The sequence below is a fragment of the Pseudomonas sp. S49 genome (genome assembly GCF_009866785.1).
In the GTDB taxonomy this organism is placed as follows: Bacteria; Pseudomonadota; Gammaproteobacteria; order Pseudomonadales; family Pseudomonadaceae; genus Aquipseudomonas.
Window position 1 is genome coordinate 4,965,164 of record NZ_CP019432.1, and the last position, 26,507, is coordinate 4,991,670.

At 60.0% G+C, this 26,507-nt stretch carries 26 protein-coding genes; 13 read left to right on the top strand and 13 right to left on the bottom strand.

Going from position 1 to position 26,507, the window contains the following annotated elements; translation table 11 throughout:
• Nucleotides 1-75 precede the first annotated feature (75 nt).
• From fabA to PspS49_RS21860, 3 genes are all read left to right on the top strand, one after another.
• Entirely contained in the window at nucleotides 76-591 is a 516-nt protein-coding gene (gene fabA / locus PspS49_RS21850; RefSeq protein WP_003227150.1) for a 3-hydroxyacyl-[acyl-carrier-protein] dehydratase FabA, read from the top strand.
• An 11-nt stretch (nucleotides 592-602) separates the two neighbouring features.
• Entirely contained in the window at nucleotides 603-1,823 is a 1,221-nt protein-coding gene (fabB, locus tag PspS49_RS21855; protein WP_003227152.1) for a beta-ketoacyl-ACP synthase I, read from the top strand.
• Between the two features lie 415 nt (nucleotides 1,824-2,238).
• Nucleotides 2,239-2,427 (top strand): hypothetical protein, encoded by a 189-nt coding sequence (locus PspS49_RS21860; protein WP_007917473.1) that lies wholly within the window; start codon nucleotides 2,239-2,241, stop codon nucleotides 2,425-2,427.
• A gap of 70 nt (nucleotides 2,428-2,497) precedes the next feature.
• Here the strand turns inward: PspS49_RS21860 and PspS49_RS21865 are convergent, their stop codons facing one another.
• From PspS49_RS21865 to PspS49_RS21895, 7 genes are all read right to left on the bottom strand, one after another.
• Nucleotides 2,498-3,040, bottom strand: a complete 543-nt coding sequence (locus PspS49_RS21865) for a DUF2058 domain-containing protein (RefSeq protein ID WP_016987455.1) — start codon at nucleotides 3,038-3,040, stop codon at nucleotides 2,498-2,500.
• A 25-nt stretch (nucleotides 3,041-3,065) separates the two neighbouring features.
• A complete protein-coding gene (mazG, locus tag PspS49_RS21870; protein ID WP_150750761.1) occupies nucleotides 3,066-3,899 on the bottom strand; it encodes a nucleoside triphosphate pyrophosphohydrolase in 834 nt (277 codons plus the stop codon).
• Between the two features lie 127 nt (nucleotides 3,900-4,026).
• The gene (gene relA / locus PspS49_RS21875; protein ID WP_007917476.1) at nucleotides 4,027-6,270 is read right to left on the bottom strand and encodes a GTP diphosphokinase; all 2,244 of its coding nucleotides are present in this window, start codon (nucleotides 6,268-6,270) and stop codon (nucleotides 4,027-4,029) included.
• A gap of 101 nt (nucleotides 6,271-6,371) precedes the next feature.
• Nucleotides 6,372-7,748 (bottom strand): 23S rRNA (uracil(1939)-C(5))-methyltransferase RlmD, encoded by a 1,377-nt coding sequence (gene rlmD / locus PspS49_RS21880; RefSeq protein WP_160041446.1) that lies wholly within the window; start codon nucleotides 7,746-7,748, stop codon nucleotides 6,372-6,374.
• Nucleotides 7,748-8,650 (bottom strand): cysteine synthase CysM, encoded by a 903-nt coding sequence (gene cysM / locus PspS49_RS21885; RefSeq protein WP_026000780.1) that lies wholly within the window; start codon nucleotides 8,648-8,650, stop codon nucleotides 7,748-7,750. Before cysM ends, rlmD begins: the two co-directional genes overlap by 1 nt.
• 450 nt (nucleotides 8,651-9,100) lie before the next feature.
• A complete protein-coding gene (locus PspS49_RS21890; protein ID WP_160041448.1) occupies nucleotides 9,101-10,525 on the bottom strand; it encodes a sensor histidine kinase in 1,425 nt (474 codons plus the stop codon).
• The gene (locus PspS49_RS21895; RefSeq protein WP_127929370.1) at nucleotides 10,512-11,234 is read right to left on the bottom strand and encodes a response regulator transcription factor; all 723 of its coding nucleotides are present in this window, start codon (nucleotides 11,232-11,234) and stop codon (nucleotides 10,512-10,514) included. Before PspS49_RS21895 ends, PspS49_RS21890 begins: the two co-directional genes overlap by 14 nt.
• A gap of 219 nt (nucleotides 11,235-11,453) precedes the next feature.
• On the opposite strand from PspS49_RS21895, the gene PspS49_RS21900 reads away from it, so the two are divergent.
• Nucleotides 11,454-14,207: a response regulator gene (locus tag PspS49_RS21900; protein WP_160042570.1), complete on the top strand. Its 2,754-nt coding sequence runs from the start codon at nucleotides 11,454-11,456 to the stop codon at nucleotides 14,205-14,207.
• Between the two features lie 82 nt (nucleotides 14,208-14,289).
• Nucleotides 14,290-15,279, top strand: coding sequence for a 2-hydroxyacid dehydrogenase (locus PspS49_RS21905; RefSeq protein ID WP_150750535.1), 990 nt, complete (start codon nucleotides 14,290-14,292; stop codon nucleotides 15,277-15,279).
• A gap of 12 nt (nucleotides 15,280-15,291) precedes the next feature.
• Here PspS49_RS21905 and PspS49_RS21910 read toward each other — a convergent pair whose 3' ends face one another.
• A complete protein-coding gene (locus PspS49_RS21910) occupies nucleotides 15,292-15,744 on the bottom strand; it encodes a hypothetical protein (protein ID WP_160041450.1) in 453 nt (150 codons plus the stop codon).
• A gap of 133 nt (nucleotides 15,745-15,877) precedes the next feature.
• On the opposite strand from PspS49_RS21910, the gene PspS49_RS21915 reads away from it, so the two are divergent.
• Together PspS49_RS21915 and PspS49_RS21920 are read left to right on the top strand one after the other, a co-directional pair.
• Nucleotides 15,878-16,312 carry a hypothetical protein gene (locus tag PspS49_RS21915; protein ID WP_150651073.1) on the top strand — a complete coding sequence of 145 codons (435 nt, stop codon included), beginning with the start codon at nucleotides 15,878-15,880 and terminating at the stop codon, nucleotides 16,310-16,312.
• Nucleotides 16,312-16,716 (top strand): META domain-containing protein, encoded by a 405-nt coding sequence (locus PspS49_RS21920; RefSeq protein WP_127930439.1) that lies wholly within the window; start codon nucleotides 16,312-16,314, stop codon nucleotides 16,714-16,716. Before PspS49_RS21915 ends, PspS49_RS21920 begins: the two co-directional genes overlap by 1 nt.
• Nucleotides 16,717-17,012: 296 nt before the next feature.
• On the opposite strand, the gene PspS49_RS21925 is transcribed toward PspS49_RS21920, so the two are convergent.
• Nucleotides 17,013-17,480, bottom strand: coding sequence for a TlpA disulfide reductase family protein (locus PspS49_RS21925; RefSeq protein WP_160041452.1), 468 nt, complete (start codon nucleotides 17,478-17,480; stop codon nucleotides 17,013-17,015).
• A 113-nt stretch (nucleotides 17,481-17,593) separates the two neighbouring features.
• Here PspS49_RS21925 and arsC point away from each other — a divergent pair, with 113 nt between their 5' ends.
• Genes arsC through PspS49_RS21940 form a run of 3 tightly spaced genes read left to right on the top strand, consistent with a single transcriptional unit; the run spans nucleotide 17,594 to nucleotide 18,967 of the window.
• Nucleotides 17,594-17,947 (top strand): arsenate reductase (glutaredoxin), encoded by a 354-nt coding sequence (gene arsC / locus PspS49_RS21930; protein ID WP_127929375.1) that lies wholly within the window; start codon nucleotides 17,594-17,596, stop codon nucleotides 17,945-17,947.
• A complete protein-coding gene (gene wrbA / locus PspS49_RS21935) occupies nucleotides 17,944-18,540 on the top strand; it encodes an NAD(P)H:quinone oxidoreductase (RefSeq protein ID WP_160041454.1) in 597 nt (198 codons plus the stop codon). Before arsC ends, wrbA begins: the two co-directional genes overlap by 4 nt.
• A 1-nt stretch (nucleotide 18,541) precedes the next feature.
• Nucleotides 18,542-18,967: a DUF2069 domain-containing protein gene (locus PspS49_RS21940; protein WP_007917509.1), complete on the top strand. Its 426-nt coding sequence runs from the start codon at nucleotides 18,542-18,544 to the stop codon at nucleotides 18,965-18,967.
• 88 nt (nucleotides 18,968-19,055) lie between these two features.
• On the opposite strand, the gene PspS49_RS21945 is transcribed toward PspS49_RS21940, so the two are convergent.
• Nucleotides 19,056-19,730 carry a DNA-3-methyladenine glycosylase I gene (locus PspS49_RS21945; RefSeq protein WP_007917512.1) on the bottom strand — a complete coding sequence of 225 codons (675 nt, stop codon included), beginning with the start codon at nucleotides 19,728-19,730 and terminating at the stop codon, nucleotides 19,056-19,058.
• 134 nt (nucleotides 19,731-19,864) lie between these two features.
• On the bottom strand, nucleotides 19,865-20,689 hold the full coding sequence (gene ttcA, locus PspS49_RS21950; protein ID WP_160041456.1) for a tRNA 2-thiocytidine(32) synthetase TtcA: 825 nt from the start codon (nucleotides 20,687-20,689) through the stop codon (nucleotides 19,865-19,867).
• A gap of 289 nt (nucleotides 20,690-20,978) precedes the next feature.
• Here ttcA and PspS49_RS21955 point away from each other — a divergent pair, with 289 nt between their 5' ends.
• Nucleotides 20,979-21,581, top strand: a complete 603-nt coding sequence (locus tag PspS49_RS21955) for a Yip1 family protein (protein ID WP_016773629.1) — start codon at nucleotides 20,979-20,981, stop codon at nucleotides 21,579-21,581.
• A gap of 127 nt (nucleotides 21,582-21,708) precedes the next feature.
• Nucleotides 21,709-22,203: a SprT family zinc-dependent metalloprotease gene (locus tag PspS49_RS21960; RefSeq protein WP_064391623.1), complete on the top strand. Its 495-nt coding sequence runs from the start codon at nucleotides 21,709-21,711 to the stop codon at nucleotides 22,201-22,203.
• A 109-nt stretch (nucleotides 22,204-22,312) separates the two neighbouring features.
• On the opposite strand, the gene PspS49_RS21965 is transcribed toward PspS49_RS21960, so the two are convergent.
• On the bottom strand, nucleotides 22,313-23,494 hold the full coding sequence (locus PspS49_RS21965) for a CaiB/BaiF CoA-transferase family protein (protein ID WP_127929405.1): 1,182 nt from the start codon (nucleotides 23,492-23,494) through the stop codon (nucleotides 22,313-22,315).
• 145 nt (nucleotides 23,495-23,639) lie between these two features.
• On the bottom strand, nucleotides 23,640-24,974 hold the full coding sequence (locus tag PspS49_RS21970; protein ID WP_007917521.1) for a dicarboxylate/amino acid:cation symporter: 1,335 nt from the start codon (nucleotides 24,972-24,974) through the stop codon (nucleotides 23,640-23,642).
• Nucleotides 24,975-25,324: 350 nt separating this feature from the next.
• Here PspS49_RS21970 and PspS49_RS21975 point away from each other — a divergent pair, with 350 nt between their 5' ends.
• Nucleotides 25,325-26,323 carry an AraC family transcriptional regulator gene (locus tag PspS49_RS21975; RefSeq protein WP_127929406.1) on the top strand — a complete coding sequence of 333 codons (999 nt, stop codon included), beginning with the start codon at nucleotides 25,325-25,327 and terminating at the stop codon, nucleotides 26,321-26,323.
• The last annotated feature ends 184 nt before the right edge of the window (nucleotides 26,324-26,507 follow it).

Sequence of the window (26,507 nt, forward strand, 5' to 3'; positions counted from 1 at the left end):
GGTTCGAGGCATGAACGCTTCGAACGGTCGGGAAGATTTGCCCCACCTGCCGCATGGGATTATTGAGGAGCTCGCATGACCAAACAAAACGCCTTTACTCGGGAAGATCTGCTGCGCTGCAGTCGCGGTGAGCTGTTCGGCCCAGGTAACGCGCAACTGCCCGCCCCGAACATGCTGATGGTCGATCGCATCACCCTGATCAGCGAAGAAGGCGGCAAGTACGGCAAAGGTGAATTGGTCGCCGAGCTGGATATCAACCCTGATCTGTGGTTCTTCGCGTGCCACTTCGAAGGCGATCCGGTGATGCCGGGCTGCCTGGGTCTGGACGCCATGTGGCAACTGGTCGGTTTCTTCCTGGGCTGGCAAGGCCTGCCGGGCCGTGGCCGTGCGCTGGGTTCGGGCGAAGTGAAATTCTTCGGTCAAGTGCTGCCGACCGCCAAAAAAGTCACCTACAACATTCATATCAAACGCGTCCTCAAGGGCAAACTGAACCTGGCCATTGCCGATGGTTCGGTGACTGTCGACGGTCGCGAAATCTACACCGCCGAAGGCCTTCGCGTCGGCGTGTTCACCTCCACTGACAACTTCTAAGGGTTATTCGCATGCGCCGCGTCGTTATCACTGGTCTGGGCATTGTTTCGTGCCTGGGCAATGACAAAGAGACCGTCTCCGCTAACCTGCGTGCAAGCCGCCCTGGCATCCGGTTCAACCCGGAATATGCCGAAATGGGTCTGCGTAGCCAGGTTTCCGGCTCCATCGACCTCAACCTTGAAGAGCTGATCGATCGCAAGATCTATCGCTTCGTTGGCCACGCAGCGGCTTACGCCTACCTGGCCATGAAAGACGCTATTGCTGACTCCGGCCTGACCGAAGAGCAAGTGTCCAACCCGCGTACCGGCCTGATCGCTGGTTCCGGCGGTGCTTCCACACTGAACCAGATGGAAGCGCTGGACATCCTGCGCGAGAAAGGCGTGAAGCGCGTTGGCCCGTACCGCGTAACGCGGACCATGAGCAGCACCGTTTCCGCTTGCCTGGCCACACCGTTCAAGATCAAGGGCCTGAACTACTCCATCGCTTCTGCCTGCGCCACCAGTGCTCACTGCATCGGTACCGCCATGGAACAGATCCAGATGGGCAAGCAGGACATCGTTTTCGCCGGTGGCGGTGAAGAAGAGCACTGGAGCCAGTCGTTCCTGTTCGACGCCATGGGCGCTCTGTCCAGCAAGCGTAACGACACCCCGGAACAAGCTTCCCGTGCCTACGACGCCGACCGTGACGGTTTCGTCATCGCTGGCGGTGGCGGCATGGTCGTGGTTGAAGAGCTGGAACACGCTCTGGCCCGTGGCGCGAAAATCTACGCGGAAATCGTTGGCTACGGCGCGACCTCCGACGGTTACGACATGGTTGCCCCGAGTGGCGAAGGCGCGATCCGCTGCATGCAGATGGCTATGTCCACCGTTGATACGCCGATCGACTACCTGAACACCCACGGCACCTCGACTCCGGTCGGCGACGTCGCGGAAATGAAAGGTGTGCGTGAAGTGTTCGGCGACAAGGCACCCGCGATCAGCTCGACCAAGAGCCTGTCCGGTCACTCCCTGGGCGCCGCCGGCGTTCACGAAGCGATCTACTGCATGCTGATGATGGAAGGCAACTTCATTGCCGGTTCCGCCAACATCGACGAGCTGGACCCAGAAGTGGCCGACCTGCCGGTGCTGACCAAGACCCGCGAAAACGCCACGATCAACACCGTGATGAGCAACAGCTTCGGCTTCGGCGGCACCAACGCCACGCTGGTACTGAAGCGCTGGGAAGGCAAGTAATTCCCCAGGCTTGAGCCACACATGAAAACGCCCCGACTGGTTCGGGGCGTTTTTTTTGCCTGAAGAAATTAGCCGGGACACTACCGGTCCGTGTTGTTGATCGTTCCCACGCTCTGCGTGGGAATGCAGCCCGTGACGCTCCGCGTCACTGGACGCGGAGCGTCCCCAGAGGCATTCCCACGCGGAGCGTGGGAACGATCAAACAATGGGTTTCGGCGCTTCTGAAAATGAAACTTCTGTCATGAAACTTACCGCCCTGCGACCGAATGTCGCGGATTACGCGGGCTGCAGCACTGTTGCAAAATACGCAATAACACCTTGCACAAATCAGCCGTTTACTTAGCAAGCTAACAAATCATATAACAGAGTCCTGCACACGCCTTGCTGCAGATAACTTGAGATTTGGAGCTAGCAGATGACTGTAAAAGTAACTGAACGCGACGATTCACACATGTCCCACGAAGGCGTAGCCGCCGGTATCCGCATCTGGGATGTGCATCAACAAGACTTGCTGGTGGGCATGTTCCACAACGAGATCGATGCCCACAACTACAAGGCCGAACTGGAAGTACAAGAACAGCAGCGGGATCTGAAATCCGCCTGATTCAACCACAGCATTGAAAACGACAAACCCCGCCATGAGCGGGGTTTGTCGTTGTTACAGCTTTATCGATTTACCACATCAGATCATCAGGAATCTGATACGCCGCGTACGGATCGTCCTCAGTGCTGACCTCTTCGGTCTGCACGTTGAGCTGGACGATACGCTGTGGATCGCGCTCCTGGATCTTCAGGGCCGCTTCACGCGGGATCACTTCGTAGCCGCCGGCATGGTGGACGATCGCCAGCGAACCGCTGCTGAGCTTGTTGCGCATCAGCGTGTTGACCGAGATGCGCTTGACCTTCTTGTCGTCGACGAAGTTGTAGTAGTCCTCGGTTGTCAGCTTCGGCAGACGCGAGACTTCAATCAGTTGCTTGACCTGAGCTGCACGCGCCTTGGCCTCGGCTTTCTCTTTCTGCTGACGGTTCAGCTCCTGGTCACGCTTGACCTTCTCGGCCATGGCTTCCTGGGCGGCGCGCTGCTGCGAGTCATCCAGCTCGATCTGGCCTTTGTGGGCCAGACGCTGCTGCTTCTGCTTGTCCTTGCTGACCTGCTTGGCCTGCTTTTGGTTGACCAGGCCTGCTTTGAGCAACTGGTCGCGAAGGGAAATACTCATGGGACTTACTCACTTGGGCAGTTGCTCAGCCGCAGCTGGGCGCATTCTTTTCCTGACGTTTGGCTTCACCCCACAGGGCGTCCAACTCTTCGAGGGTGCAATCTTCTATGGGACGGTGGGTGTCGCGCAATGCCTGTTCGATAAATCGGAAACGTCTTTCAAACTTGCCGTTGGCGCCACGCAGTGCAGTTTCCGGATCGACCTTCAGATGCCGGGCCAGATTGACCACGGAAAACAGCAGATCGCCGATCTCGTCAGCCACGGCCACCGGATCGTTTTCGGACATGGCTTCGAGGACTTCATCGAGTTCTTCACGCACCTTGTCGAGCACCGGCAAGGCGTCTGGCCAGTCGAAACCGACCTGGCCTGCGCGCTTCTGCAGCTTGGCCGAACGCGACAAGGCCGGCAACGTCGCCGGCACGTCATCAAGCAGTGACAGTTGCTCGGGCGCGGCGGATTTCTCGGCGCGCTCTTCGGCCTTGATCTCTTCCCAGCGCTGCTTGACCTGTTCTTCGCTCAAGCGCGGCACATCCAGCGGTGCGTAGAGATCACCGGTGGGGAACACGTGGGGATGACGGCGGATCAGTTTGCGGGTGATGCTGTCGATCACCCCGGCTAATTCGAAGCGCCCTTCTTCCTTGGCCAACTGGCTGTAATACACCACCTGGAACAACAAATCGCCGAGCTCACCCTGCAAATGATCGAAGTCGCCGCGTTCGATGGCGTCGGCCACTTCGTAGGCTTCTTCGAGCGTGTGCGGGACGATGGTCGCGTAGGTTTGCTTGATGTCCCACGGGCAACCGTACTGCGGATCGCGCAGACGGCTCATCAGGTGGAGCAGGTCTTCAAGGCTGTACATCATTTCTCTGTCTCACCACAAAACCACTGTGGGAGCGAGCCTGCTCGCGAAAGCGGTGTGTCTGCAACTATGTTGTCGACTGACACGCCCTCTTCGCGAGCAGGCTCGCTCCCACAGAGAAGCCACATCACGGGGTGCGGTTACGCCGCGTTTCGATGATGTTCGGCAACTGCGAAATCCGCCCGAGCAACCGCCCCAGTGCATCCAGCCCCGGGATCTCGATGGTCAGGGACATCAGCGCGGTGTTGTCCTCTTTGTTCGAGCGGGTGTTGACCGCGAGCACGTTGATACGCTCGTTGAGCAATACCTGCGAGACGTCACGCAGCAGCCCGGAACGGTCGTAGGCACGAATGACAATGTCCACCGGATAGGTGAGCACCGGCACCGGGCCCCAACTGACCTGAATGATCCGCTCTGGCTCGCGCCCGCCCAGTTGCAACACCGAGGCACAGTCCTGACGGTGAATGCTCACGCCACGACCCTGAGTGATATAGCCGACGATCGCATCGCCCGGCAGCGGCTGGCAGCAGCCGGCCATCTGCGTCATCAGGTTGCCGACACCCTGGATCTGAATGTCGCCGCGCTTGCCCGGTTTGTAGCCGGTGGCTTTGCGCGGAATCAGCTCCAACTGTTCGTTGCCGCGTTCCGGCTCGACCAGTTGCTGCGCGAGGTTGACCAGTTGCGCCAAACGCAGATCGCCGGCACCGAGGGCGGCGAACATGTCTTCGGCGGTTTTCATGTTGGCCTTGTCGGCCAGCTTGTCGAAGTCCACCGCGGGCAGACCGAGGCGCGTCAGCTCGCGCTCGATCAGGGTTTTACCGGCGGCCACGTTCTGGTCGCGCGCCTGCAATTTGAACCAGTGGACGATCTTCGCCCGCGCCCGCGAGGTGGTGACGTAACCGAGGTTGGAGTTCAACCAGTCGCGGCTCGGTGTGCCGTGTTTGCTGGTGATGATCTCGACCTGCTCACCGGTCTGCAGGCTGTAGTTGAGCGGCACGATGCGCCCGTTGATCTTCGCGCCACGGCAGTTGTGGCCGATTTCGGTGTGCACGCGATAGGCGAAGTCCAGCGGCGTCGCGCCTTTCGGCAAGTCGATGGCGTGACCGTCGGGAGTGAAGATGTAGACCCGATCCGGCTCGATATCGACACGCAACTGTTCCGCCAGACCACCGATATCGCCCAGTTCTTCGTGCCACTCGAGCACCTGACGCAGCCAGGAGATTTTCTCTTCGTAGTGATTCGAACCGGATTTGACGTCGGTGCCCTTGTAGCGCCAGTGCGCGCAGACGCCGAGTTCGGCTTCTTCGTGCATCGAATGCGTACGGATCTGCACTTCAAGGACTTTGCCTTCCGGGCCAATTACCGCCGTATGCAACGAGCGGTAGCCGTTCTCTTTCGGGTTGGCGATGTAGTCGTCGAACTCTTTCGGGATGTGCCGCCACAAGGTGTGGACGATACCCAGCGCGGTGTAGCAGTCGCGCATTTCCGGCACCAGCACACGCACCGCGCGCACGTCGTAGATCTGGCTGAATTCCAGACCCTTGCGCTGCATTTTGCGCCAGATCGAATAGATGTGTTTGGCGCGGCCGCTGATGTCGGCATCGACGCCGGTGGCCTGCAGTTCATCCTTGAGCTGGGTCATCACGTCGGCGATGAAGCGCTCACGGTCCAGCCGTCGCTCGTGGAGCAACTTGGCGATCTGCTTGTATTGATCAGGCTCGAGATAACGGAAGGACAGATCCTCCAGTTCCCATTTGATATGACCGATGCCGAGCCGGTGCGCGAGCGGCGCATAGATGTCGAAGACTTCCCGGGCGACACGGTTACGCTTTTCGTCGTCGGCGGTTTTCACCGCACGAATGGCGCAGGTACGTTCGGCCAGTTTGATCAGCGCGACACGCACATCGTCGACCATCGCCACGAGCATCTTGCGCAGGTTTTCCACCTGCCCTTGCGTGCCCATGACCATCGACTGGCGCGGACTGAGGCTGGCACTGATGGCCGCCATGCGCTGCACGCCGTCGATCAGCTTGGCGACCACCGGACCGAAGCGCTGGCCGACGGCCGCGAGTTCGATCTGGCCTTCGCGTACGCCGCGATACAGGACCGCCGCGACCAGCGAATCCTGATCGAGCTTGAGGTCGGCGAGAATCTCGGCGATTTCCAGGCCAGTACTGAAACTGCCGGAGCCTTCGGCCCACAGATTCTTCTTGGCATTGGACTGTTGTTCGGCCTCGCGAGCGAACTCGCAGGCTTCTTTCAAGGCTTCGCGATCCAGTGCCAGATCGACACTGACCGCGTGATCGAGCCAAGCCTCGAGATTGATACTGCCGTCAGTGTTGATCGGCTGGTGTGCTCTCACCTGTACCATCTTGCTTTACCTTCCCTACGACGCAGATTCAATGCGTCAAATCGCTGATCCTTATTGCCCGTTTGCGCTCGCGGGGCTAAAGCGAGCGCTGCGCGGACAGATCAGACGGATTCAGACGAGCCATCCTGGCTCGCTTCAAATAACGCCATGGCCTCGACATGTGCCGTCTGAGGAAACATATCGAGAATCCCGGCACGTTTTAACCGGTAGCCCTGCTTGATCAATTCGACCGTATCGCGCGCCAGAGTTGCAGGGTTGCACGATACGTACACCAACCGTTTGGCACCCAGGGTCGCCAGCTTGCGAACCACCTCGAAAGCACCGTCACGCGGTGGGTCCAAGAGTACCGCAGAAAAGCCGTTTCCGATCCACTGGGCATCGGTCAAAGGCTGGGATAAATCGGCTTGAAAAAACTTTGTGTTATGCAAATTGTTACTGGCGGCGTTCGCTTCAGCGCGATCGACCATGGTTTGCACACCCTCGACCGCGACGACTTCGCGCACGGCTTTGGCCAACGGCAAGGCGAAGTTGCCCAAGCCGCAGAACAGATCGAGCACGCGCTCGTCGCGACCCGGCTTCAGCCAGTCCAGCGCCTGTGCAACCATCGCTTCGTTGACACCGGCATTGACCTGAATGAAGTCACCCGGTCGGTACGCCAGATCCAGATCCCACTGCTCCAGGCGATAGCCCAGCGACTGGGTGGCATCGACCGGTTGCGGCTCACCTTCGCCATGCAACCACAATTGCGCTTCATGGAACTGGCAGAAGTCCTTGAGGATGGTCAGATCCGCTTCGGACAACGGCGCCATGTGCCGCAGCAGCACCGCCAGTGACGAGCCGCTGAACAACTCGACATGCCCCAGCGCCTGCGGTTTGCTCAAACGACGAAGCATCTCCGGCAAACGGGTCATGATCGGTTGCAAGGGCTGTACCAGCACCGGGCATTCGCTGATGGCGACGATGTCCTGACTGCCGGCGGCGCGGAAACCCACTTCGAGCTTCTTCGCTTTCATGTCCCAGCGCACCGCGATACGGGCACGACGTCGATAGCCGAACTCGGGACCGGTCAGCGGCGCTGCCCACTCTTGAGGTTCGACACCGGCGACGCGCGACAATTGCTCGGCGAGCATGCGCTGTTTCAGGGCAAGCTGTTCGCTGTGGGGCAAATGCTGCACGCTGCAACCGCCGCAACGACCGGCGTGTTGACACGGTGCCGGGCGGCGCAATTCGCTGGCCTTGAACACGCGCTCGGTGCGCGCTTCGACCACTTTGCCGTGGGCGCCGAGCACCCGCGCTTCGACCTCTTCACCGGCGAGGGCGCCGAGGACGAACCAGGTTTTGCCTTCGAAAAACGCGATACCGCGACCGTCATTGGCCAGGCGCTCGATGCTCAAGCGCTGCTTTTTACCGGTCGGAATTTGCGCAGCCTTGCTGCCGCCGGTGGGCTGGAAGCGCAGGCCTCTCTCGTGCTTGGCCATCAGTTGGGCGCGTCGAAAATGCCGGTCGACAGGTAACGGTCGCCACGGTCGCAGATGATCGCGACGATCACCGCGTTTTCAACTTCTTTGGACAGGCGCAGCATCGCTGCCACCGCCCCCCCCGAGGACACGCCGCAGAAGATGCCTTCTTCGCGGGCCAGACGCCGGGTGACGTCTTCGGCTTCGCTTTGCGCCATGTCGACGATACGGTCAACACGATCAGCCTGATAAATCTTCGGCAGGTATTCCTGCGGCCAGCGGCGAATACCGGGAATGGCCGAGCCTTCCATCGGTTGCAGGCCGACGATCTGCACGCTGTCGCTCTGCTCTTTCAAGTAGCGCGACACGCCCATGATGGTGCCGGTGGTGCCCATCGAACTGACGAAATGAGTGATGGTGCCCTGGGTCTGACGCCAGATTTCCGGACCTGTGGTGGTGTAGTGCGCTTCAGGATTGTCGCCGTTGGCGAACTGATCGAGCACTTTGCCACGGCCTTCGGCTTCCATACGCTGCGCAAGATCGCGCGCGCCTTCCATGCCCTCTTCCTGGCTGACCAGAATCAGCTCGGCGCCATAGGCGGTCATCGCCGCTTTACGTTCAGCGCTGGAGTTGTCCGGCATGATCAGGATCATTTTGTAACCCTTGATCGCTGCCGCCATGGCCAGCGCGATCCCGGTGTTACCAGAGGTCGCTTCGATCAGCGTATCGCCGGCGTGGATCTGCCCGCGCAACTCGGCGCGAGTGATCATCGACAGCGCCGGACGGTCCTTGACCGAACCCGCCGGGTTATTCCCTTCGAGCTTGAGCAATAGGGTGTTGCTGGTGGCACCGGGCAGGCGCTGCAAACGCACCAGCGGAGTGTTGCCGACGCAATCGGCGATGGTTGGGTACTGCAGGGTCATGGCGTATTCGCAATCCAGACGTGCGGGGGCGCCTATCATACCGGCAAACCCGCGCAGGCCATATCACGCAAAGTGCGGTGCTTATGGTTTATGGGAATAAGCAGCAATAGTCTCACCACTGGTGAGACTTTTACGCTGGGTCATCTTTGTTTGCGGTGATGCAAATGGCCTCATCGCTGGCAAGCCAGCTCCCACAGTGACCCGTGTTGCTCTATTAATAATGTCAGCAGTGCTGACACTGTCTTGTATTGCTCAAACAATCTGCGAGTAAAACACACTCCCTATGGGATGGGAGTAAGCGATAAAAGTCGCACCAGTGGCGCGACTTTTGTGTTGAGCCATTTTCATTGGTGGTGATGCTCAGAGACTCTTCGCGAGCAGGCTCGCTCCCACAGGGAGTAGTGTCATTCGCAGAATAGTGTCAGCAGTGATGACACTATTAACTGTTGATCACACAATCTGCGGCGAACCGAGATCCAATGTGGGAGCGAGCCTGCTCGCGAATGCGTCAGGCGGCGCGAAATCACCCTCAGCGACCAAGCGCAAATTCAACCGCAACCCCACCCCGCTGTTCTCCGCCCAAATACTTCCGCCCTGACGCTGCACGGCATTGCGCGCGATGCTCAGCCCCAAGCCAAAACCGCCATCACCGGGCCGCGAGCCGTCGAGCCGGGTGAACGGTGAGAAGATCCGATCCAGATCCCCTTCCGCTACGCCGCCGCCCTGATCTTCCAGCCACAGATGCCAGAAGTCGCCATCGCGCCGTCCATCCAGTCGCACGATCCCGCCCGGTGGCGAATGCCGAATGGCGTTGCGCAAAATGTTCTCCAGTGCCTGGGCCAGCGTATTCAGGTTGCCGCGCACCCAGCATGAGGACTCGACCGCGCACTGCAATTGCAGACTCGGCCAGCCGCTTTCATAACAGGCATTGTCGGTGAGCATTTCCCACAGCGCCTGAATCTGGATCGCCTCGTCGGGCAGCGGCGTACGGTCGGTATCGAGCCAGGCCAATTGCAGAGTGTCTTCGACCAGTCTTTGCATACCGTCGACTTCGCGACCGATGCGCTCGCGCAACTGCAGCAGACTTTGTTCGCTTTCACTGGCGACCCGCAAGCGGCTCAGCGGTGTGCGCAATTCGTGGGACAGGTCGCGCAGCAATTGCTGTTGCAGGGCGACGGTCGATTGCAAGCGTTCGGACATCGAGTCGAATGCCCGCGCAAGCTCACCGAGTTCATCCGGCCGTTGGGTGATGCCGCTCGACAGCCGCACATTCAATTGATCGGCGCGCCAGGCGTTGGCCTGTTCGCGCAGGTTGTTCAGGGGCACGACCAGCAAGCGGTACAGACCGACGCACAGCAACAAGGTGAACAGGCCCGGAATCACGCCGTTAGTGATAACGCGCCAGAACACACGATACTTGCCCGGCAGGAAACGTTCGGGTAGCTCGATCACCAGGCTGCCGGCAGACGGCTCTTTGGGAAACGGCACACGCAACCACGGCCGGTTCTTTTTGTGAATCGGCCAGTCGAGGCCACGCAAGAACGTCAGGTGCTGGATTTCCTGTTCATTCAGCGGATCGCTGCTCAGCGACTGCAAGTTGCCGCCGATGACGCCGACCCAACTGGCTTCACGCAACTCCATACTCTGCAACCAGTCATCGACCCCGCTGCGGCCGCCGTGCTGCCACGCTTGCTCGGCTTGCATCGCATAACGTGAAAGGGTGCCGCGTGCTTCGTCGGAGAGGAACTGGTTGCGCTCCTCCATATAACGTCCCCACGACCAGCTCAGCCAGATCATCAGCAGACAGAATGCGACCAGCAGACAGGCCAGTTTCCAGAACAGCGAATGCCGGCCCGGCAGTTCAGAGATTTTCATCGGCGGCGCTCAAGACGTAACCCTTGCCCCAGACGGTGCGCACTTCACGCTCGGTGTAACCGATGGCTTTGAGCTTGCGGCGGATCTGGCTGATATGCATGTCGAGACTGCGGTCATGGGCCGCGTATCCACGCTGCAGAACGTGCTGATAAAGGAAGGCTTTGCTCAGCACTTCTTCGTCATTGCGATTGAGGGTTTCCAGCAGACGGTATTCGCTGCGGGTCAGCCCGGCGGCGTGTTCGCGAAAAAAAACATCGCATTGCTCATCGTCAAAACGCAGCGTACCGGCCGCCACTGGCGCCGCCAGCGATGCCGGGCGCCGATCCAGCGCAACCCGACGCAGGATCGCTTCAATGCGCACATGCAACTCGGCCATGCTGAACGGCTTGGGCAAATAATCGTCGGCGCCCAGACGGAAACCGCTGATGCGATCCGCCTCGGCGCCGAGGGCCGACATCAGCAGCACCGGGGTCGAATGGCTTTGACGCAACTGCGTCAATACATTCAAACCATCCATTCCGGGCAACAGAATATCCATCAGCACCACGTCGAATGGCTGACGCCTGGCGATGCTCAGGCCTTCCTGACCATTCTGGCACCAGGTCACCTGAAAGCCGCTGCGGCCCAGATGTTCGTGAACATAGGCGCCGAGAACCGGATCGTCCTCGATGGAAAGAATGCGTGGCTGGCCGACGGAAACAGGAGTCATGAGTATCTGCAAGTAATTCTCAGTTGAGCGCGATTATTCAAGATTGCCCGGCAGCGGGCAACACAAGGCTGCCCTTTCTGACAAACGAGCACCGGTGCCCTGACCCACCCTGAGCGCATTTTTCCGGAGATTGCCTGCGAGCAAATCGCTACACTGCGCCCATGTCGCGTGCCGGATGCACGCATGAGTCAACAGATCAGCGGGATGCAGGAGATAGGCGTGCTCAAGAAACTGGGAATCAAAGGTCGCGTGTTGTTGCTGACCTTGTTGCCGACCAGCCTGATGGCGCTGGTACTGGGTGGTTACTTCACCTGGACGCAGCAGTCCGACTTGCAGAGCCAATTGATGCAGCGCGGCGAGATGATCGCCGAGCAACTGGCGCCGCTGGTGGCACCCGCCATGGGTCACGGCAACAGCGATCTGCTCGAACGCATTGCCACTCAGTCCCTTGAGCAACCGGATGTGCGCGCGGTGACCTTCCTCGCCCCGGATCGCTCACCGCTGGCCCATGCCGGCCCGACCATGCTCAATCAGGCGCCGAGCGGCGACAGCGCGCATTTGCAACGGCGCAGCGGCAATGACGCGACGCGTTACCTGATGCCGGTATTCGGCAAGCATCGCAACCTCGCCGGCGAACTGATCCCGGAAGAGTCTGACCGCTTGCTCGGCTGGGTCGAGCTGGAACTGTCGCACAACGGCATGCTGCTGCGCGGTTATCGCAGCCTGTTTGCCAGCCTGCTGCTGATTGCCGCCGGTCTGGCGGGCGCGGCATTGCTGGCGTTGCGCATGGGCCGCACCATCAATCGTCCGCTGAGCCAGATCAAACAAGCCGTCGCGCAACTCAAGGACGGCCATCTGGAAACGCGTCTGCCGCCGCTCGGCAGTCAGGAGCTGGATGAACTGGCGTCGGGCATCAACCGCATGGCCGGCACCCTGCAAAACGCCCGCGAAGAACTCCAGCACAGCGTCGATCAGGCCACCGAAGACGTCCGGCAGAATCTGGAAACCATCGAGATCCAGAACATCGAACTGGACCTGGCGCGCAAAGAAGCGCTGGAAGCCAGCCGGATCAAATCCGAATTCCTCGCCAACATGAGTCACGAGATCCGCACGCCGCTCAACGGCATTCTCGGCTTCACCCATCTGTTGCAGAAAAGCGAACTGACCCCACGCCAGCTCGACTATCTGGGCACCATCGAAAAATCCGCCGACAGCTTGTTGGGGATCATCAACGAGATCCTCGACTTCTCGAAAATCGAGGCTGGCAAACTGGTGCTAGACCATATTCCGTTCAACCTGCGCGACCTGTTGCAGGACACCCTGACCATCCTCGCCCCCGCTGCGCACGCCAAGCAGCTTGAGCTGGTCAGCCTGGTCTATCGCGACACACCGCTGTCGCTGGTCGGTGACCCGCTGCGTCTGAAGCAGATTCTCACCAACCTTGTGAGCAACGCGATCAAGTTCACCCGCGAAGGCACCATCGTTGCCCGGGCGATGCTTGAAGATGAACACGAAGACAGCGTGCAACTGCGCATCAGCATTCAGGACACCGGAATCGGCCTGTCGAATCAGGACGTGCGCGCGTTGTTCCAGGCGTTCAGTCAGGCCGACAACTCGCTGTCGCGCCAGCCGGGCGGCACCGGTCTGGGGCTGGTGATTTCCAAACGCCTGATCGAACAGATGGGCGGCGAAATCGGCGTCGACAGCACACCGGGCGAAGGCTCGGAATTCTGGATCAGCCTGAGCTTGCCGAAAACCCGTGACGACGCCGAAGACCTGCCGGCCGCGCCGTTGCTCGGCCGCCGCGTGGCGGTGCTGGAGAATCACGAACTGGCGCGCCAGGCCTTGCAGCATCAACTGGAAGACTGTGGCCTCGATGTCACCCCGTTCAACACCCTCGAGACCTTGACCAACGGCGTCACCGGCGCCCACCAGACCGATCAGGCGATTGATCTGGCGGTCATCGGCATCACCAGCAACGACATGCTGCCAGAGCGATTGAACCAGCACATCTGGGACCTCGAACACCTTGGCTGCAAAGTGCTGGTGCTGTGCCCGACCACCGAACAGACACTGTTCCATTTGTCGGTGCCGAACCCGCACAGCCAGTTGCAAGCGAAACCGGCCTGCACACGCAAACTGCGCCGAGCCTTGGCCGATCTGGTCAACCCGCGCCAGCCGCGCAATGAGCCGGGCGAACCGCTGTCGAGCCGGGCGCCGAAAGTGCTGTGCGTCGACGACAATCCGGCCAACCTGCTGCTGGTGCAAACCCTGCTCGAAGACATGGGCGCCAAGGTGCTTGCCGTGGAAAGCGGTTACGCCGCGGTCAAAGCCGTGCAGAACGAATCTTTCGATCTGGTGCTGATGGACGTGCAGATGCCGGGCATGGACGGCCGTCAGAGCACCGAAACCATTCGCCAGTGGGAAAGCGAGCGGCACTGCACGCCGCTGCCGATCGTCGCCCTCACCGCCCACGCCATGGCCAACGAAAAACGCGCGCTGCTGCAAAGCGGCATGGATGATTACCTGACTAAACCCATCAGTGAGCGGCAACTGGCGCAGGTGGTGCTGAAATGGACCGGCCTGGCTTTGCGTAATCAAGCGCCGGAGCGGATCAGCGACAGTGCGGCGGGCAACAATGAACTGCCAGTGCTTGATCACGAGGAAGGCTTGCGCCTGGCTGCCGGCAAGGCTGACTTGGCGGCGGACATGCTGGCCATGTTGCTCGCTTCACTGGAAGCCGACCGCGAAGCCATTCGCGCGGCGTGCGAGAACCGCGACCAGAACGCATTGATCGAGCGCGTCCATCGCCTGCACGGTGCCACCCGTTATTGCGGCGTACCGCAATTGCGCGCGGCCTGTCAGCGCAGCGAAACCCTGCTCAAGCAAGATGACCCCAAGGCCGTGGCAGCACTGGAGGAACTGGAGCGCGCGATCAACCGCCTCGCGGCGCAAGCGAAGATCAGTGCCTGATCCACGGCAATGCCGATCAACGCCAGCACCGCTAAAGTGAGCTTGGGTGATTCAATCCGCGTCGATGTTCCAGGAGGTTTTCATGCGCACGCTCGTTTTCAGTAGCCAGACCTACGATCGCGACAGCTTCCTCGCCGCCGATTGCCCGGCAGGTGTCGAGCTGCAGTTTCAACCGGCGCGGCTCAGCCTCGATACGGCGGCGCTGGCTGAAGCGCATGAAGTGGTCTGTGCGTTTATCAACGACGACCTTAGCGCACCGGTACTCGAGCGACTGGCCGCTGGCGGCACACGCCTGATTGCCCTGCGCTCGGCGGGTTACAACCATGTCGATCTGGCCGCGGCGAAACGTCTCGGACTGGCCGTAGTGCGCGTGCCGGCCTACTCACCGCATGCGGTGGCCGAACACGCCGTGGCGCTGATCCTCGCCCTCAACCGCCGTCTGCACCGCGCCTATAACCGCACCCGTGAGGGCGATTTCAGCCTGCATGGCCTGACCGGTTTCGACCTGGTCGGCAAAACCGTCGGGATTGTCGGCACCGGTCAGATCGGTGCGACCTTCGCGAAAATCATGCACGGTTTCGGCTGTGAGTTGCTGGCCTACGATCCGTTCCCGAACCCGGATGTACTGGCGTTGGGCGCGCGCTATCTGAGCCTGCCGGAACTGCTCGCGCAGTCGCGGATCATCAGCCTGCACTGCCCGCTCAACGAGCAGAGCAAACACCTGATCAACCGCGATTCACTGGCGCACATGCAGGCCGGCGCCATGCTCATCAATACCGGTCGCGGCGGCCTGGTCGACACCCCGGCCCTGATTGACGCCTTGAAGGACGGCCAGCTCGGCTATCTGGGTCTGGATGTCTATGAAGAAGAGGCGCAACTGTTTTTCGAGGATCGCTCCGACCTGCCCTTGCAGGATGATGTGCTGGCGCGATTGCTGACTTTTCCCAACGTGATCATCACCGCGCATCAGGCCTTTTTGACGCGTGAAGCACTGGGGGCGATTGCCGCAACCACACTGCACAACATCGCGACCTGGGCGGCGGGCATGCCACAGAACCAGGTCGAAGGCTGAGCGCTTTTCAGCTTATTTCGGTGAAAGCGAGGACGCCAGAATCAACAGCGCCAGCCAGCCGAAGCCGAAGAAGCGCTGTTTCATCGAGTGGCCGTAGCGCAGCAGGAACCAGACGAAAAACATCGGCAGCAGGAAGATCATGATCTTCAGCCAGCCTTCCACCGGCCGACTGCCGTCGGCATTGGCCTGCTCGGTAACCGGTTGCTCGGTGGGCTGCTGGCGCCGGCGCCGCGCGGCGGCCGGCATGACTTTCGGCAAAGGTTGCGGTGCGGGTGCCGGGGCGATGGCCTCGGGCACAGACTTGTTGCGCGGCAAGCTGCCGAACGAGATTGTCGCGGCCTGAGCGGGCGCAACTGCGCCGTGCGCTTGTGTCACATGCTCCGCCATCGGAGCCCCACAATGAATGCACGCGTTGGCTTCGGAGCTGATGCTCTTCTTGCATTCATAACATTCGATCAGCGCCATGTTCCGTTCCTTCAGAGTCGAGGCCGGCAGTTTGCCATGAGCGTCGCCTCAATTGAACCTGATCGAAGGTCACACGCGCACATCATTCTGCAATCAAGCCCGTGCTAGCATGTCGCGCATATTTGGAGGACCCATGGTCGAACACGATTTCCGCTACAACCTGATGAACCCGCAACACACCCTCACCGAATGCCGCGCCCTTGTTCCGGGCCGCTATCAGGTCACCGGCAATGGTGGCTCGATTCGCATTGGTGACGCCTTGTTGGTCACCCTCAAAGGCAGCAAGGACTTGTCCATGCGCCTGACCGTTGAAACCGTCCGCCACCTGATCAATCCGCCGGGCCAATGGACCGCGATGACCACAGGTCCGGTATTTGGTGAACTGGCGATCCACACCTGGCAGGTCAACTGCGACAGCTGCGCCAAAGAGCTGAGCTTCGAATTCGCCGTGGACGCCAAACTCGGCAAAGCCGCCGAGAAACCGGCGGCCACCGCGCGCATCGCCGAGCTGGGCTGGAAAGCCGTTGGCGACAAGCACCTGTGCCCGAAATGCCAGGAGCCGGCATGATGAAACGCTTTGCCCTGACCGCGCTGGTCGGTGCCGGCCTGGTGGGATGCGCTGCGGAGCCGGTGCAACTGCAACAGAACCGCAGCTACATTCTGGAATGGATCGGTGAGCGACCACTGATGGATTACAGCCATCTGACGGTGACCCTGGGCGATGATGGCCGCGCCTATGGCAACGGTGGCTGCAACCATTGGTTCGCGCCGTACACGCTGGACGGTGACAAGCTGACTTTCGGCAAGATCGGCAAGACCCGCAAACTGTGCGCCCCGGCGCTGATGGAGCAGGAGCAGCGCTTCCTGCAGGCGCTGGAGCATGTCCAGCGCTGGGACATCTCGCCGATCGAACAGATGCGCTTCTGGCCGGCAGAAGGCAAGCCGTTGCGCTGGTGGCTGGAAGAGGGTTAAGCCTCAGGATCGCCAAAGCCCTCACCCTAGCCCTCTCCCAGGGGAGAGGGGACTGATTGGGGGATATTGGGGAGCTACGCCGACCTGAAAGGTCTTCACCGAATCCATCATCGACTGGACCTTGCTTTGGCGAATCCATAATCGACTCGATCCTGCTTTGGCGAATCTACAATCAACTCGACTCTGTTTTGGCGAATCTACAATCGACTCGATCTCTCAGGTCGCTGTAACTCGCCAGACACCTCGGTCGGCCCCCTCTCCCCCCGGGAGAGGGCTGGGGTGAGGGGCTTTTGACGTTACTTGGTCGCTTGCAACGCCTCAAGCTTCGCCATCACCCCCGCCGCCGTCTGTTCGCCCATCAACTGCTCACGCACCTTGCCTTTGTTGTCGATGATGTACGTCACCGGCAATGCCTCACTGCGCGGCAACTCGAACAGCTCCGCCGGATCCTGCGCCAGCACGGTGAACTTGATGCCCAGTTTTTCGCTGGCGTCTTTCAGTTCCACACCCTGCACGTTGTCGAAGTTGACCCCGAACACGCCTACGTTCTTGCTCTTGAGCTCAACAGCCAAATGGTTGAGCTCCGGGATCTCGGTCCGGCACGGACCACACCATTCGGCCCAGTAGTTCAGCACCACCCATTGCTTGTCCAAACGCTCGGACGCCACTTTCTGGCCGTTCTGGTCGATACCGTAATCATTGCCGCAGCCCCCCAGCATCAACGCCCCGATTATCGTCAATGCCGCTGCCAATCGCCGTGTCATGTCGTGTTCCTTGTGAAAATTTGAAGGCGCCTGCGACCCATTGCCTCCGAAGGTTCTGGATTGCGCGCTGCACAGTTAGAATAGCCGCCACTTTACGCCAGAAGCGACCCGACATGACCGATCTGACGCTTTATCACAATCCGCGCTGCTCGAAATCCCGCGGCGCGCTGGAACTTCTTGAAGCCCGCGGCCTGACCCCGAACGTCGTGCGTTACCTCGAAACCCCGCTGACTGCAGCGCAAATCAAGGCCCTGCTCGGCAAGCTCGGGATCAGCGCACGCCAGTTGCTGCGCACTGGGGAAGATGAATACAAAATGCTTCAACTGGCTGACGAAAGCCTCAGCGAAGCGCAATTGATCGACGCCATCGCTCAGCACCCGAAACTGATGGAGCGACCGATTTTCGAAGTCGGCGACAAAGCCGTGATCGGTCGCCCACCGGAAAATATCCTGGAGTTGTTGCCGTGAGCGCGCCGTACATTCTGGTGCTGTATTACAGCCGCAACGGCTCGACCAACGAGATGGCCCGGCAGATTGCCCGTGGTGTCGAGCAGGCCGGTCTCGAAGCGCGTTTGCGCACCGTGCCGGCAATCTCCACCGAGTGCGAAGCCGTGGCCCCGGTCATACCGGACGAAGGCGCGCTCTACGCCACCCTCGATGACTTGAAGAACTGCGCCGGTCTGGCCCTCGGCAGCCCGACGCGCTTTGGCAACATGGCTGCGCCGCTGAAATACTTCCTCGATGGCACCAGCAACCTGTGGCTGACCGGCGCCCTCGTCGGCAAACCGGCGGGTGTATTCACCTCCACCGCCAGCCTGCACGGCGGTCAGGAAACCACGCTGCTGTCGATGATGTTGCCTTTGCTGCACCACGGCATGCTCATCACCGGTTTGCCGTACAGCGAATCGGCGCTGCTGGAAACCCAGGGCGGCGGTACGCCTTACGGTGCCAGCCATCACGCTGGGGCTGACGGCAAAAGTGGTCTCGATCAGCATGAAGTGGCGCTGTGTCGCGCGCTGGGTCTGCGGCTGGCGAAAACCGCTCAAAAACTGGTGGGCTGAGATGGCGAAGAAGCCGAAGATTCTGCCGAGTGTCGAGTGGCTTGAGCCACGTGTGAAGGCGATGCGGGTGATCAGCCTGCTGAGCTTTTTCGCCCTCGCCGGCTTGCTGGCGGCCTACTACCTGCTGTTCGCCGATCTGCATGGCGCGCGGCCGTGGGTAATTCTGCTGGTCGAGCTGATCCCGTGGATTGTTCTCGCCCCGGCGATGATCATGGGCAGCGCCCGTGGGCATTCGTGGATGTGTTTTGTGGTGAATCTGTATTTCATCAAAGGCGCACTGGCGGCGTATGACCCGAACCGGCAGTTGTTTGGTGTGCTGGAGATGGTCGCCAGCCTGGCGGTGTTCTGCTCGGCGCTTTTGTATGTGCGGTGGCGGTATCAGTTGAATCGCAAGTTGGCTGGCGAAGGCGAGATCTCCGTCGCCTAAACGGACGCCTTCGCAGCAGGCTCGCTCCCACATTTGGAATGTGTTCCCCTGTGGGAGCGAGCCTGCTCGCGAATGGGGCGACGCGGTCTTAATGGTTGACGGTGTAAGCGAGCATCATCGAAATCTGGCTCATCGCCCGCCCGCCGCTCTGTTCATGCCACTGGTTGAACGCATCCTGCACAATCGCCAGATCACGCAGACTGGTCGGCACCTTGTCGACGATCTTCTGTGCGTTCAGCGCCGCCACCACGTCGTAGCTCGGCACAAACGTATCCTTGCCAACCATGCGCAAAAACCGTGGTGCGGACAGCCCGCCCAGTTGATGGCCGTGCTTTTTCAGGTACGTCCACAAACCGACGATATCAGTCACCGGCCAGTCGGCGATCAACGCACCGAAACTGCCCTTGTCTTTCTCGACATCGAGAATGAACTGCGCGTTGCGCGGCACGCTCTTGAGCTTGCCCAAGTGACGGATGATCCGCGCGTCCTGCATCAGCCGCTCGAGATGTTCGGCGCTCATCAGCACGACTTTTTCCGGATCGAACTTGAAGAACACTTCCTCGAAGGCCGGCCACTTGGCGTCGACCAGACTGTGTTTGAGGCCGGCACGAAATACGCGCAGGGCCATGGTCGAGAGGTAGCGGTCGTCGCTGATCTTGCGCAGTTGCGCCGGGGTTTTGGGAACGGGCAGATGGGCTTCCAGTTCAGCCGCCGAACCGAAGCGGTTCAGACAGTATTCGTGCAGCCACTTGTAATCGCGCATGCCCTCTCCTATTGAATGAAGCGAAGAAACCAATGTGGGAGCGAGCCTGCTCGCGAAAGCGGTGTGTCATTCAACTGATTTGTTGACTGATACTCCCTCTTCGCGAGCAGGCTCGCTCCCACATTTGAAGGTATTTACAGGTTGACGACGTTAACGAAGCGCGAAGCCGCGGTCTCGTCGATCTTCAGGCTGGTGAAGTCGAACAGGTTGCGATCGGCCAGTTGCGACGGGATCACGTTCTGCAGACTGCGGAAGATGCTTTCAGTCCGACCCGGGGTCTTGCGCTCCCAGTCCAGAAGCATTTCCTTGACCACCTGCCGCTGCAGGTTTTCCTGCGAGCCGCAGAGGTTGCACGGGATGATCGGAAATGCCTTGAAGTCCGAGTACGCCTGAATGTCTTTCTCGTTGCAGTACGCCAGCGGACGGATTACCACGTTGCGGCCGTCATCGGCACGCAGCTTCGGCGGCATGGCTTTAAGCGAACCGTTGAAGAACATGTTGAGGAAGAATGTCTCGACAATGTCGTCACGGTGGTGACCGAGGGCCATTTTGGTCGCGCCGATTTCATCGGCGAAGGTGTACAGCGTGCCACGACGCAGGCGCGAGCACAGCGAGCAAGTGGTCTTGCCTTCCGGGATCAGTTCCTTGACCACCGAATAGGTGTCTTTCTCGACGATGTGATACTCGACGCCCAGCTCTTTCAGATAGGCCGGCAGCACATGCTCGGGGAACCCCGGCTGCTTCTGGTCCATGTTCACCGCGACGATGTCGAACTTGATCGGTGCAACCTTCTGCAGGTGCAGGAGCACGTCGAGCATGGTGTAGCTGTCCTTGCCCCCGGACAGGCAGACCATGACCTTGTCGCCGTCTTCAATCATGTTGAAGTCAGCAACCGCTTCGCCGGCCAGGCGGCGCAGGCGCTTTTGCAGTTTGTTCTGGTTGACCGTAAGAGTGCCCATGACGCGAAATCCGTGAGGTGTGCCGAAAGGCCGGCATTTTACGCAAAAACCCCGGCGTTGTGGGCACAGGATATCGTGGCTCAAGGGTGCAATCTTTACAGACCCCAAGGCGATTAAGCCCCGTGTTTACAGCGCGATTTGCTCTAAGCCCCTGATACCTGTGCGGGTAAGACCTTTCTATACTGCGACATAAGGTCGCACACAATCTGAAGACCTGTATTTGCTCGGCCACCTTGGCCCGTAGGCGCTCCGCTGGGGGGCGATGGCAATAACAAGAGGAGTGACTGGCATGATCCATCACGTAGTGGGACTTTTCACCCACCCCGATCAGGAATGGAAGGAAATCCGTGGCGACCAAGAGGAAAGCATCAGCCACATGTACCTCACCCACACGCTGATTCTGGCGGCGATCCCCGCTGTCTCGGCGTTTATCGGCACTACTCAGGTTGGCTGGGTGATCGGCAACCGCGCACCGGTGATGCTCACCTTTGAAAGCGCACTGTGGATGACGATCATGTCGTACCTGGCGATGCTCGGCGGGGTCGCGGTCATGGGTGCCTTTGTGCACTGGATGGCACGCACCTATGACGCCAATCCGAGCCTGGCCCGTTGCGTGGCATTTGCCACCTACACCGCGACACCGTTGTTTGTCGGTGGGCTGGCGGCGCTGTATCCACATATGTGGCTGGGGATGATCGTCGGTACGGCGGCCATCTGCTACACGGTTTATCTGTTGTATGTGGGGCTACCGACGTTCATGAATATTCCGTCGGACGAGGGCTTCCTGTTTTCCAGTTCGGTGCTGGCGGTGGGTCTGGTGGTGCTGGTCGCCATCATGGCGTTCACCGTGATTGTCTGGGGGCTGGGCGTAGGGCCCGTTTATACCAACTGACTCGACAGGCTGATAACAGGCCGCCGCAAGGCGGCCTTGTCGTTTCAAGGATGACCATTCGGCAGCTCGGCGATTCGCAAGTCCACAGGGTTGCGGCATACTCGACGCCTCTGGAGATCCATCAAGCATGCCCGAGCAACTCAATACCCGCGTCGAAGACTGTTACCAACTCGCTGAATCCTTTTTCAAACGTTCTTTCCCACGCCCTGTCGTCAGCCTCAAGCTGCGCGGGCAAAAAGCCGGTGTCGCGCATCTGCACGAGAATCTGCTGCGCTTCAATCCGCAGCTGTACCGGGAAAACGCTGAACACTTCCTCAAGCAGACCGTGGCCCACGAAGTCGCGCACCTGATCGCCCATCAGCTGTTCGGCGACCGTATCCAGCCGCATGGCGAGGAATGGCAATTGATCATGCGCGGGGTTTACGAACTGCCGCCGGATCGCTGCCATACCTATGCAATCAAACGCCGCAGCGTGACCCGCTATATCTACAAATGCCCGTGCGCGGACAGCGATTTTCCGTTTTCGGCGCAGCGTCATAGTCTGGTGCGGCAGGGGCGGCGGTATTTGTGTCGGCGCTGCCGGAGTACCTTGGTGTTCAGTGGTGAGATGCGGGTGGAATGACTCCCTGATCGTTCCCATGCTCCGCGTGGGAACGCCGCCATGGACGCTCCGCGTCCACTGTGACGCAGAGCGTCACGGGATACATTCCCACGCAGAGCGTGGGAACGAGCTACGCAACTACCTTTAAGGCTCGCAATTCAGCAATCCGCTCAGCACTGAACCCCAACTCCGCCAACACCTGATCCGTATGCTGCCCCAACACCGCGCCAACATGCCGCGGCGCCGGCAACGCTTCGGAAAACTTCAACGGACAGGCCATCTGCGCCTGTGTCGTGCCATCCGCGCGCGGCACCTGCGTCACCAGTTCCCGCGCCTGCAACTGCGGATGGCGCACCGCCTCACCCAGACTCAACACCGGCTCGACACACGCATCGATCCCGGCAAACATTTCACATAGTTCAGCAAAGTCATGTTTTTCAAACTCGACCGTCAGTGCGTATTTCAACGCCCGCTGCTGCTCAGGCTTTGGGGACAGCCCTTGCGCGGCCAACTCCGGCCGCCCCAACGCCGTACACAGTTGCTGCATAAAGCCCGGTTCCAGACTGCCCACCGACATCCAGCGGCCATCGCGAGAGCGGTAATGATCGTAGAAGCTGCCGCCGTTGAGCATCTGATCTTCCCACTCAGGCTCTTCGCCGCAAGCGAGATACCCGGCCCCGGCCATGGCATTCAGGCTGAACGCACAGTCAGTCATGCTCACGTCCAGATGTGTACCCTGCCCCGTTTGCTGTCGGGCAATCACCGCCGCCAACAAGCCGATCACCCCGTGCAACGAACCACCGGCGACATCCGCCACTTGCATGCCCAACGGCAACGGGCCGCTGTCGGCGCGGCCGGTGTAACTGGAAAGCCCCGCCAGCGCCAGATAGTTGATGTCATGCCCGGCGCGATCCTTGTACGGCCCGGTCTGGCCGTAACCGGTAATCGACACATAAATCAGCTTCGGGTTGATCGCCTTCAGCGCTTCATAGCCCAGGCCCAGACGCTCCATCACGCCGGGGCGAAACTGCTCCAGAACGATGTCGTAATCGCCCAGCAGTTGCTTGACCACCTCCAGCGCCTCGGGCTGTTTGAGGTCCAGCGCCAGACTGCGTTTGTTGCGGTTCAGGTAGGCATGGCTGGCCGATACTCCGTGATCATGCGGCGGCAACACGCGCAGCAGATCCATGCGTGTCGGTGATTCAATGCGCAGCACTTCAGCGCCCATGTCCGCCAGCAACAGCGAGGCGAACGGCCCCGGCAGCAATGTCGAGAAATCGAGGATCTTCAGTGAGGCCAGCGGTGCAGACATGGGCGAACTCCTTAAGCGATGCACTCAGCCTAGGCAGCGATACCGCGCACGGCAATCACCGGAAATGTCAGCGGGTGTGACCGTTACGCTCAAATCGCAGGCAAGAAAAAACCCGCCGAAGCGGGTTTTTCCAGGCAAGCAGTGCTTACTTCACATTGCTTGGGGTTGGGCCTTCAGCCACACCCAGGTCGTCTTCTTCACGCTCGTCGGAGATACCGCGACCGCCCGAGGCCAGCTCGGTTTGCAGCTGATCGGTATCCAGTTCCTTGACCCACTTGGCAACCACGATGGTGGCTACTGCGTTACCGACCAGGTTGGTCAGTGCGCGGGCTTCGGACATGAAGCGGTCGATACCGAGGATCAGCGCCAGACCGGCCACTGGCAGGTGACCGACCGCCGACAGGGTCGCGGCCAGCACGATGAAGCCCGAACCGGTCACACCGGCTGCGCCTTTGGAGGACAGCAGCAATACCAGCAGCAGGGTGATCTGGTGGGTGATGTCCATGTGGGTGTCGGTCGCCTGAGCGATGAACACGGCCGCCATGGTCAGGTAGATCGAAGTACCGTCGAGGTTGAACGAGTAACCGGTCGGGATCACCAGACCTACTACGGATTTCTTCGCGCCCAGACGCTCCATCTTGATCAGCATGCGTGGCAGTGCCGATTCCGACGAGGACGTGCCCAGTACGATCAACAGTTCTTCACGGATGTAACGCACCAGTTTAAACACGCTGAAACCGTGAGCACGGCAGATCGCACCCAGCACCACCACCACGAACAGGATGCAGGTGATGTAGAAGCAGATCATCAACTGGCCCAGTTGCACCAGCGAGCCGACGCCATAGGCACCGATGGTGAAGGCCATCGCGCCGAAAGCACCCAGCGGCGCCAGTTTCATGATCATGTTGATGATGTTGAACATCACGTGGGCGAAGCGATCGATCATGTCCAGCAGCGGACGACCGTACGACCCCAGGCGATGCAGGGCGTAGCCGAAGATCACCGAGAACATCAGCACTTGCAGGATGTCACCGGTGGCGAACGCGCCGACGATGGTATTCGGGATTACATTGAGGAGGAAACCGACAATGCTCTGGTCTTTACTGGCCGTCACATAAGTGGCGATTTTCGAGGCGTCCAGGGTGGTGACGTCGATGTGCATGCCGGCGCCCGGTTGCACAACGTTGACCACGATCAGACCGATCAGCAGGGCAATGGTGGAAACGATTTCGAAGTACAGCAGCGCGTAGCCGCCGGTCTTGCCCACGGATTTCATGTTCTGCATGCCGGCGATGCCGCTGACAACGGTACAGAAGATGATCGGGGCGATGACCATTTTGATCAGTTTGATGAACCCGTCACCCAGCGGCTTGAGGGCCACACCGGTCTGAGGGTAGAAGTGACCAAGCAGGATGCCGATGGCGATGGCAACGATCACCTGGAAATACAGGGATTTGTACAGTGGCTGACGAGTCGTCATTGCAGGTTTCCTCAAGCGTCCCGCGTGACAACATCCATCTGTTGGCCGCGAAACCTTAATTGCGAACCCTCCTGCACTGGAGGGATTTGTTGTTGGAGCAGCGTATTCCATGAGGAGCAACGCACGCTTCTGTGGCTTGTATCGCAAACCTCGTGCCACTTTGGTGCGATTAGCTGCAAGCCTTTTGATATCAGGGTTAACAGGTCCGCGGATGTCACCATCCGGTGACTCAAGTGTGGCGGATTTCCGCCAACTCACCGCTTCTCGTCCTACAATTTGGCGGAAATCCGCCTTGTAGGCATGTCCAGCCCCCGGCTACCATCCGGCGCCTGAGGAAGGATCTGCCGCTTATGCGCGAACGCACCATCGCCAGTCATTTTGCCCGTGCCGCCCTCGGCGGCGCACGCCGCGTGGGTTTCGATTACTCGGGCCTGCTGCTGCAACTGGGCATCAGCCCTGAATTGCTTGATGAACCGCGTGCGCGCATTGCCCCGGAACAATTCACCCGGTTGATTCAGGGCCTGTGGCTGGCGCTGGACGACGAATACCTGGGTTTCGGCAACGCGCCGAGCAAGCCCGGCAGTTTCGCCATGATGTGCCACGCCTCGATTCACTGCCGCAATCTGGAGAAAGCCCTGCAACGGGGTTTATTGTTTTATAGCCTATTCCCCGAAGCCCCGCGCCTGAGCCTGACGCGCGAAGACGAATGGGTGCGCCTGAGCCTCGATGATTCGCGGATGTGGGACCCGGATCACTTTCTCACCGAGAGTCTGCTGGTGATCTGGCATCGCCTCGGCAGTTGGCTGATCGGTCAGCGGATTCGCCTCGAACAGGCGAGCTTCAGCTATCCGCGCCCCGAGCATGGTGCCGAATACGACCTGCTGTTTCCCTGCCCGCTGACGTTTGGCAGCGATCAAAGCAGCCTGCTGTTTCATAGCCGCTACCTGCCCATGCCGCTGTTGCAGGACGAACGCACCCTCAAACACTTCCTCGAACGCTCCCCCGCCGACCTGCTCTCACGCCCGGACGACGGCGACAGCCTGAGCAGCCGCCTGCGTCGTTTGCTCAGCCGTGACACTGCACGTTGGCCGGATCTTGAGGCGGTCGCCGAGCATTTGCACATCAGCCCGCAGACGTTGCGCCGGCACTTGCGCGAGGAAGGCACGAGCTTTCAGGAACTGAAGGATCAGTTGCGGCGGGATATCGCCATTTATCATTTGAGCCGGGCTGATCTGTCGTTGCAGCAGATTGCCGAACAGCTGGGGTTTTCCGAACCGTCGGCGTTTCACCGGGCGTTCAAGAAGTGGACGGGGCTGACGCCGGGGGCTTATCGGGCGCAGGAGCAGTGAGGCTATAAATCAAAAGCCCCTCACCCTAACCCTCTCCCGGAGGGAGAGGGGACTGATTGGGGGATGTTCAATAAATCCGCCGACCTGACAGCTCTCGCTGAATCCATATTCGACGCAAATCGCTCAGGTCGATCATTTTCGCAAGACACTTCGGTCAGTCCCCTCTACCTCTGGGAGAGGGTTA

Excerpts from the sequence above, each read along its gene's own strand:
- fabA (WP_003227150.1), top strand. The coding sequence starts at position 76 with ATGACCAAACAAAACGCCTTTACTCGGGAAGATCTGCTGCGCTGCAGT.
- fabB (WP_003227152.1), top strand. The coding sequence starts at position 603 with ATGCGCCGCGTCGTTATCACTGGTCTGGGCATTGTTTCGTGCCTGGGC.
- PspS49_RS21860 (WP_007917473.1), top strand. The coding sequence starts at position 2,239 with ATGACTGTAAAAGTAACTGAACGCGACGATTCACACATGTCCCACGAA.
- PspS49_RS21865 (WP_016987455.1), bottom strand. The coding sequence starts at position 3,040 with ATGAGTATTTCCCTTCGCGACCAGTTGCTCAAAGCAGGCCTGGTCAAC.
- mazG (WP_150750761.1), bottom strand. The coding sequence starts at position 3,899 with ATGTACAGCCTTGAAGACCTGCTCCACCTGATGAGCCGTCTGCGCGAT.
- relA (WP_007917476.1), bottom strand. The coding sequence starts at position 6,270 with ATGGTACAGGTGAGAGCACACCAGCCGATCAACACTGACGGCAGTATC.
- rlmD (WP_160041446.1), bottom strand. The coding sequence starts at position 7,748 with ATGGCCAAGCACGAGAGAGGCCTGCGCTTCCAGCCCACCGGCGGCAGC.
- cysM (WP_026000780.1), bottom strand. The coding sequence starts at position 8,650 with ATGACCCTGCAGTACCCAACCATCGCCGATTGCGTCGGCAACACTCCG.
- PspS49_RS21890 (WP_160041448.1), bottom strand. The coding sequence starts at position 10,525 with ATGAAAATCTCTGAACTGCCGGGCCGGCATTCGCTGTTCTGGAAACTG.
- PspS49_RS21895 (WP_127929370.1), bottom strand. The coding sequence starts at position 11,234 with ATGACTCCTGTTTCCGTCGGCCAGCCACGCATTCTTTCCATCGAGGAC.
- PspS49_RS21905 (WP_150750535.1), top strand. The coding sequence starts at position 14,290 with ATGCGCACGCTCGTTTTCAGTAGCCAGACCTACGATCGCGACAGCTTC.
- PspS49_RS21910 (WP_160041450.1), bottom strand. The coding sequence starts at position 15,744 with ATGGCGCTGATCGAATGTTATGAATGCAAGAAGAGCATCAGCTCCGAA.
- PspS49_RS21915 (WP_150651073.1), top strand. The coding sequence starts at position 15,878 with ATGGTCGAACACGATTTCCGCTACAACCTGATGAACCCGCAACACACC.
- PspS49_RS21920 (WP_127930439.1), top strand. The coding sequence starts at position 16,312 with ATGAAACGCTTTGCCCTGACCGCGCTGGTCGGTGCCGGCCTGGTGGGA.
- PspS49_RS21925 (WP_160041452.1), bottom strand. The coding sequence starts at position 17,480 with ATGACACGGCGATTGGCAGCGGCATTGACGATAATCGGGGCGTTGATG.
- arsC (WP_127929375.1), top strand. The coding sequence starts at position 17,594 with ATGACCGATCTGACGCTTTATCACAATCCGCGCTGCTCGAAATCCCGC.
- PspS49_RS21940 (WP_007917509.1), top strand. The coding sequence starts at position 18,542 with ATGGCGAAGAAGCCGAAGATTCTGCCGAGTGTCGAGTGGCTTGAGCCA.
- PspS49_RS21945 (WP_007917512.1), bottom strand. The coding sequence starts at position 19,730 with ATGCGCGATTACAAGTGGCTGCACGAATACTGTCTGAACCGCTTCGGT.
- ttcA (WP_160041456.1), bottom strand. The coding sequence starts at position 20,689 with ATGGGCACTCTTACGGTCAACCAGAACAAACTGCAAAAGCGCCTGCGC.
- PspS49_RS21955 (WP_016773629.1), top strand. The coding sequence starts at position 20,979 with ATGATCCATCACGTAGTGGGACTTTTCACCCACCCCGATCAGGAATGG.
- PspS49_RS21960 (WP_064391623.1), top strand. The coding sequence starts at position 21,709 with ATGCCCGAGCAACTCAATACCCGCGTCGAAGACTGTTACCAACTCGCT.
- PspS49_RS21965 (WP_127929405.1), bottom strand. The coding sequence starts at position 23,494 with ATGTCTGCACCGCTGGCCTCACTGAAGATCCTCGATTTCTCGACATTG.
- PspS49_RS21970 (WP_007917521.1), bottom strand. The coding sequence starts at position 24,974 with ATGACGACTCGTCAGCCACTGTACAAATCCCTGTATTTCCAGGTGATC.
- PspS49_RS21975 (WP_127929406.1), top strand. The coding sequence starts at position 25,325 with ATGCGCGAACGCACCATCGCCAGTCATTTTGCCCGTGCCGCCCTCGGC.